This window comes from Peribacillus sp. NPDC096540 (assembly GCF_050278525.1).
Lineage (GTDB): Bacteria > Bacillota > Bacilli > Bacillales > DSM-1321 > Peribacillus.
In genome coordinates this window covers 51,563-58,015 of sequence record NZ_JBNNTG010000032.1, presented here as the reverse complement: position 1 = coordinate 58,015, position 6,453 = coordinate 51,563, and the positions used below count along the sequence as shown (strand labels likewise).

The 6,453-nt window shown below is 36.3% G+C and carries 6 protein-coding genes and 1 tRNA gene; 4 read left to right on the top strand and 3 right to left on the bottom strand.

The genetic code is table 11. From position 1 onward, the window contains the following. Positions 1 to 430: 430 nt before the first annotated feature. Positions 431 to 616, top strand: coding sequence for a hypothetical protein (locus ACQKMR_RS22420; protein WP_427699296.1), 186 nt, complete (start codon positions 431 to 433; stop codon positions 614 to 616). Positions 617 to 650: 34 nt separating this feature from the next. Here the strand turns inward: ACQKMR_RS22420 and ACQKMR_RS22415 are convergent, their stop codons facing one another. Next, a complete protein-coding gene (locus ACQKMR_RS22415; RefSeq protein ID WP_427699295.1) occupies positions 651 to 1,556 on the bottom strand; it encodes a DMT family transporter in 906 nt (301 codons plus the stop codon). Positions 1,557 to 1,700: 144 nt separating this feature from the next. Between ACQKMR_RS22415 and ACQKMR_RS22410 the strand changes: the two genes are divergently transcribed. Then, positions 1,701 to 2,408, top strand: coding sequence for an MgtC/SapB family protein (locus tag ACQKMR_RS22410; RefSeq protein WP_427699294.1), 708 nt, complete (start codon positions 1,701 to 1,703; stop codon positions 2,406 to 2,408). Between the two features lie 115 nt (positions 2,409 to 2,523). Then, positions 2,524 to 2,596, top strand: a tRNA-Ala gene (locus tag ACQKMR_RS22405). Positions 2,597 to 2,995: 399 nt separating this feature from the next. On the opposite strand, the gene ACQKMR_RS22400 is transcribed toward ACQKMR_RS22405, so the two are convergent. Beyond that, on the bottom strand, positions 2,996 to 3,583 hold the full coding sequence (locus ACQKMR_RS22400) for a DUF1232 domain-containing protein (RefSeq protein ID WP_427699293.1): 588 nt from the start codon (positions 3,581 to 3,583) through the stop codon (positions 2,996 to 2,998). Between the two features lie 370 nt (positions 3,584 to 3,953). On the opposite strand from ACQKMR_RS22400, the gene tnpA reads away from it, so the two are divergent. Beyond that, positions 3,954 to 4,412, top strand: coding sequence for an IS200/IS605 family transposase (gene tnpA, locus ACQKMR_RS22395; protein WP_427699292.1), 459 nt, complete (start codon positions 3,954 to 3,956; stop codon positions 4,410 to 4,412). Positions 4,413 to 5,658: 1,246 nt separating this feature from the next. Here the strand turns inward: tnpA and ytaF are convergent. After that, the gene (ytaF, locus tag ACQKMR_RS22390) at positions 5,659 to 6,297 is read right to left on the bottom strand and encodes a sporulation membrane protein YtaF (RefSeq protein ID WP_427699291.1); all 639 of its coding nucleotides are present in this window, start codon (positions 6,295 to 6,297) and stop codon (positions 5,659 to 5,661) included. Positions 6,298 to 6,453 lie beyond the last annotated feature (156 nt).

Here is a 6,453-nt window from a genome sequence, read left to right as displayed (position 1 = left end):
ATGTTTGACTTGCTCATTTTGCTTTTTTAATAGTGTGTGCTCACTTAAAAATTAACGTTGGCGCTTTGTTTTGTTCAGTTTTCAAAGAGCAATTTGTTGTCGTTTCTCTCAGAAGCGACTCCTATAATGTAACACATTGTGTCGTATTTCGTCAACAACTTTTTTTAAAAAGTTTTCAACAGCTTGTTGAGCTGTTTAAGTTGTTGTCTTAGCGACAAGAAATAATATACCATGTACAAATAATGTTTGCAATATGTTTTTCAAAACTTTTTTCGAAAAAGTGTTTTTTTATTTTCCTTCTATATATTCTTTCTAGAATAACTCTTTTTCAAATGCACCAAGCACCCCCACTTCAGCATAATTAACTCGCATATTCCCCATTAAACCCAAATAGACTTATAAAGATATCTTCTTTCTTTGAGGTGAAGCAATGAATCTAACATTAATCGGACTACTCATTTCTTACAGCATGGCTCTTTACTTATTTTGCACTGCTTATTATGAAGCCATAACGTTCAGTAGGGAAAAAGGGAAAGTGAATGGTACAACGTTTTTATTTAGCTTTACATTTGCTTTGATTTTTACACGGATGACCTATTTGTTCTATCCCTATTAAATAAAAGCAGTAAGTCGGGTTCGACTTACTGCTTTTATTTGGAGACTGCATCTTTTTTCTGCACCTTACTTTTCTTTTCATCCTTTAGGAATATCATCAAGCCGACCAATATGATGGTACCTCCTAAGATTTGCGTCCAGAGTATGGGTTCACCAAGAATGAAGTAAGCTAGAATTGTTGCTCCAATCGGTTCCAGCAGGATTCCCATAGAGATTGTTGAAGTACTTAACCACTTCAATGACCAGTTGAATAACGAATGCCCTAATAGAGTCGGGAAAATGGCAAGCAAAACGAAATAGATCCAGTCGACAGTAGGATATGGTCCAAGTGGCTCTCCCTTAAGGATTACGTAGAAAAACAAAGTAGCTGCACTAATTGCATACACCACAAATGTGTATGTTATAGAAGAGATACGTTTCCGAACATTTTGACCAAATAGTAAATAACCGGTTACTAATGCACAAGCGACAAGGGAAAGAATGTCTCCCCAAAGCGCCATACCACTGATTTTAAAATCTCCCCAGCTGATGACAAGGCTGCCAGCTATCGCGATGATCCCGCTTAATATTGCCTTCATTGAAAATCGTTCTTTAAAAAACAAGTAGGCCCCTGCAAACGCAAATAACGGCTGAAGGGTGACAAGCACAGTTGAACTCGCAACTGACGTGTAATTGAGCGATTCAAACCATAATATAAAATGAAAAGCCAGGAACACACCAGCCGCAATCGAACACAACCAATCCTTTTTCTCAATGAATTTAAGTTCATGGCGGTATTTTATTAAGAAAACCGGCAACATAAGCAGAACGCTAAATAATAAACGATAAAAGGCTATAACACCCGATGGAGCAGATGCTAATTTAACAAGTATGGCCGAAAATGAAACGGATGCCACACCTATCGCCAATGCAAAATAAGGATTAATTTTTGGTATTTGCATTCTTGTTCCTCTTTTCATGTCGAATTACATATCATTGTACTTTATTTTACTATGGTAAAATTATTATAGTGAGTTATTTGAAAAAACGGGTATATTGCACCAAATCATATAATTCTCGATATTCTTTCGGAAGTGGTGAACATAATGGAATGGACATTCGATCCTCAATCAGAACTGCAAATACTTATTAAACTGGGAATCTCAGCTCTCCTAGGATTAATTATCGGGCTAGAGCGAGAAATGAAACGAAAACCCGTTGGATTAAAAACAAGCTTGGTCATTTCCATCGTCAGCTGTTTATTAACGGTTGTTTCCATGGAGTCAGCTTATAAATTCCCTGGAAGTGACGATGTAAATATCACAATGGACCCCTTACGTCTTGCCGCACAGATTGTTTCTGGCGTCGGCTTTATCGGGGCCGGCGTTATTCTTCGCCGTGACAATAACAGCATCTCCGGTTTAACCACCGCTGCCATCATCTGGGGAGCTGCCGGTATCGGAATTGCTGTTGGAGCTGGATTCTTTCTCGAAGCAATTGCCGGGGTCATTCTATTAATCATTAGTGTCGAATTGGTACCCGTGGTCGTCACCTGGCTTGGCCCGATGAAATTACGGCAAAAGGAAATCTTTCTGCAGCTAGTGGTAAAAGATAAAGATGACATCGCTTTAGTTCTCAAAAAAATCAAAGAAGAAAAGATTTTCATCAAAAACCTAAGAATCAAAGATGTTGTAGAAGGCCACCACCTCTTAACACTTAAAGTTTTGGTAGATCATAAAGTTAGAACATCGGAAGTTTATTACACAGTCTCCAACCTTAAAGAAATTGCGCGGGTAGAAATCGAGAATGTTTAAGCGAAAAAACCGTTTGATCCCATCAAACGGTTTTTTCTTACTATTTTGCAAATTTTTTAATTTTATTATTGACTTTCCCTGAAATTTCGATAAAATAATTATTGTACCTTAAATCGGGGCATTAGCTCAGCTGGGAGAGCGCTACGCTGGCAGCGTAGAGGTCAGCGGTTCGATCCCGCTATGCTCCATATAAAAAACCCCACTAGACACAAGGATTAGCGTTGTCTAGTGGGGTTTTTATTTAATTACAATTTTCTTTAATTACGTAATGGTCACATCTTATCTTTTTTTAGATTTTTTTGGGGACAATAACTTTACTAGTATGTTTAGGGAAAAGCATAACTTATTCCAAAGTTACCTAATTATTTTGCTCTTCACCAAACAACATATCTCCGTATTGCTTAGCGGTCTTTTTATAAACATTTGGTAAGACATAATGTGGTATTCTTCATGAGGGCACCTCTTCTATAGTTTGTTAGTCTGCAAACTACATTCTACAAGAAGGGTGTCCTTTTCGGTATGTTTTTTGTTGGATTTTATTGGCTAATCAACACTCGTGTAATTTTATGTAAAAAAAGTTATTTTCATTATTGTAAATCGATTTCTTTTTTAAATAGTAAACCCATAACAATTTGTACAGCAATTGCATCGTCTAGATAGCCGATCGGAAAAATGTAATCCGGAATAACATCTACTGAGATAATAAAATACAACAGAGAACTTCCAATTAAAGCCAGTTCACCCGGAGTACCCTTCCCCTGGAGAAACCTCTCAAATAATTCCTTCAATTGATTAATAAATGGACCAATACTGCCCGTTTTTTGAAGCTTCTCCTCAAAACTCTCAAGAATGCTTTTCTTCCCCTCTTCTGTTTGCGAATATTGTCCATAATTATCCAATTGCTGTTCAACACTTGTGATTGAAAATTTTTTATCATATAAATTAGAGGATTCGAGGAAATTTTTAATCATGTCAACAGACGTATGAATATCTGATTGCAGCTTTTCTTCCTTCTGTTCAATAGGATACCCAGCAGCTACAAATAACTCTGCGATAGGAACGCCAAGACAGTCAGCAAATTTTTGTAAGTGTTCTGGATTTGCTTTTCGTTTCCCGTTTATGATCCTTGAGATCGTAGCTGTGTCGATTGCAGTAAGCTCACTAAGCTTCCGCATGGATAATGACCGTTCCTTCAATAATTCTTTTAACATCAAACCAAGATTTTTTTTTTTATTCCTTCAGACATATTCAATTCTCCTTTCTATTATTAATAAATGAGAATTGTTACAGTTGTATCAAAGCGAAATGAACATACACCCCTAATAAAATTCACATTAATAACCGAGCTATAGAATTTAAATTTATTTTCCGAAAAAAATTGTATAATATTTCCATATAGTTAGAAATTAGGTGTTATAAAAATAATATATATAAGACCATTTTAACATGAATATACTAAATAAAAATGAAACATCCGATTTAATTTACAAATGCGGGGTCCAACTCCACCGTCTTTAGACGGTATACGCTTTTAGCCTTTAACTTATGCGTCCATACTTGAAGTGTGAGGGGAAAGTATGGACGGCTAAAAGTAGTCATGCAGTATATGACATCAAGTTTCATGTTATATGGGTAACAAAATATAGGTATAAAGTGTTGCGAGGCCCAATCGCAGTTAGGGTGAGGAAGTTAATCAGGCAGGGGTGCGAAGCAAGAGGGATCACAATCATGCAAGGAAGTGTCGGAAAAGATCACATTCACTTATTGCTACCATGTCCACCGAGTTTAGCTCCGAGTAAAATCCTACAGTACTTAAAAGGAAGATCATCAAGGTTGCTGCAGGATGAATTTCCCAAGCTCAAGAAAAAATATTGGGAGCAGCACTTATGGGCAAGAGGATATTTTTGCGCCACAGTTGGAACGGTGACGGAAGAAATCATTAGAAACTATATAGCTAACCAATTTAGTGAAGAAAAGAACGACATATTCAAGATTGAAGTGTGAGTTTAGTCTAAATTAGAGTATGCTTCAGCTTACGTGCTTTGAGAAGAACTTCAGTCTTAAAGAACGACTTTAGTCGTAGACATTTATGTCAAAATCCACCTGATTTAGCAGGTGGTCGTTTAACCTTTACCGAGGTTAAAATCGAATTTTCACTGAATAGGAAATTATAGATTTGTAATTTGTGTATAACTTTGTGAGTAATTTATCTGTATCCAGCTCCAGCACCTAGCCCCTCGAAGGCACAAGCTTGTCTAGTTGTGGCTCCTAGGGACTCGATCAAGGCGATTGCGCTTTTGTTCCTGTATCATTTTCATTTCAGTTTGTTCGCATGATTTCCTTAAGGGTTGTGATTATTCGTGTGTTCTGTCCCACAGGGAATTAGGAATGTGACATTTTAAGGTTGTCAATTATATATTTCACAAAATAGCGGAGTAAGAGCAGGGGAAGAATTTTCTTTCAATATTGCTGAAATTCTGAAAAAAAGAATCTAATCCGGCTGTTCTCCCAGCCATTTTCCCAATAAGAAATAGAGGCTTGCGCCAAAAAAATAGGAACTAATGAAGATGATAACTGCGGCTAGATATGATTTGTGGAGGGAGGTGGTCATCAAAGTCAGCATTAAAGACCAGAAAAACAAATCTACTAAAATAAAGTGTCCTGAACATAAAACACTTTTTAGTATTTCTAAATCATCCTCAAGCCCGCGATAATTTGATCTTTTATAAAGAAACCTCATGACAGTTCACCGTCCATCCATAGTACTCAAAATATATGCTGGATAAAGAAGAAATGTAAAAGTTCGCATTCAGGAAGAAGCTGTTGCTCCAACAGCGAAAATACAAATCTCATCATTGAAACTTTTTTTCGAGTTTTTTTCATTGACACTTTGTCAACATTCGGTATCTATGTATCAATACTGTATTATTCTTTCAATATTTTATATAAGACCTTTGTTATAGGTGCTTTTCTTAAAATTTGTTTTTTTAATACCTAAAAGAATGTTCAAAAGTATAAATGTTTAGAAAACATTCATTTTTTAAGAAAAGATGCTCTAGGGGCTTAAGTAATTTCGGAATTTTTAACACCTTCAAATAGCAACTGGTACCATCTTGCATCTTGTTGGTACTAATATTTACGAAAACAGCTTTTCATATGAATATTGTTGTTAAAAAATCCGACTTAACCTTTAGATTAAGTCGGATTTTCAATTGTATCATTTACATTTTCAGTTTGACTAAAGGTCGAATTAATCAAAGAATGCGGCAAATGCGATGACTAATAGTAAAGCTCCACTTATAAGTGTACCGAATTGTCCTACACTAAACTTGCCAATACGAACATTTGCAACTTTTCTTCCTAAAGCAACTCCTACCCAAACTGTTACGAAACTACCGATTGAGGCCGCTATGCATATTGCTATTGGGTTCAAACCAAGCAAACCACCACCTAATCCGTTTGTTAGGGCATTTGCTGAAAGGCCAATACCGAGAAGAATGGATTCTACAAATCCAACACTACCTGATTTTCCAAAGTTTGATGGTTTTTTTATTTTGCTCTTTACATCTGTCTCTGTTGCTGCTTCTTCATATTCGGCTCCTTCTACAGAAGCTTTATATTTACGAGGGACCGCTAATAAAATGATCCGCAGACCAATAACTACCAATAAAAAGGAGCTAATAACAACAGGCATGATTCCTGGTAGAATTTTAGAGAGCCATAGTCCAAAGTATATTCCAACGACACTAAAGAGAAAACAAATAACCGAAATCATCAAATTGGAACGGTGACTAATGCGAATATTACGAATTCCATAAGAAATACCCACACCTATATTATCAATACTAGAAGAGACTGTTAGCGCTAATACCATCAACCACGCTGTCACTTGCAATCATCCTTTCACATTTATCAACACAGTACCTTAGAATATTGTGTTGCATTTTAGTAAAGACATCACGGCATCCAACAACTAATTCTTTAGAAGAGGTAAGCTCATAAAGTGTGTATATGTATGAGAAAGGGAGTTTAACCCACTCCCTTT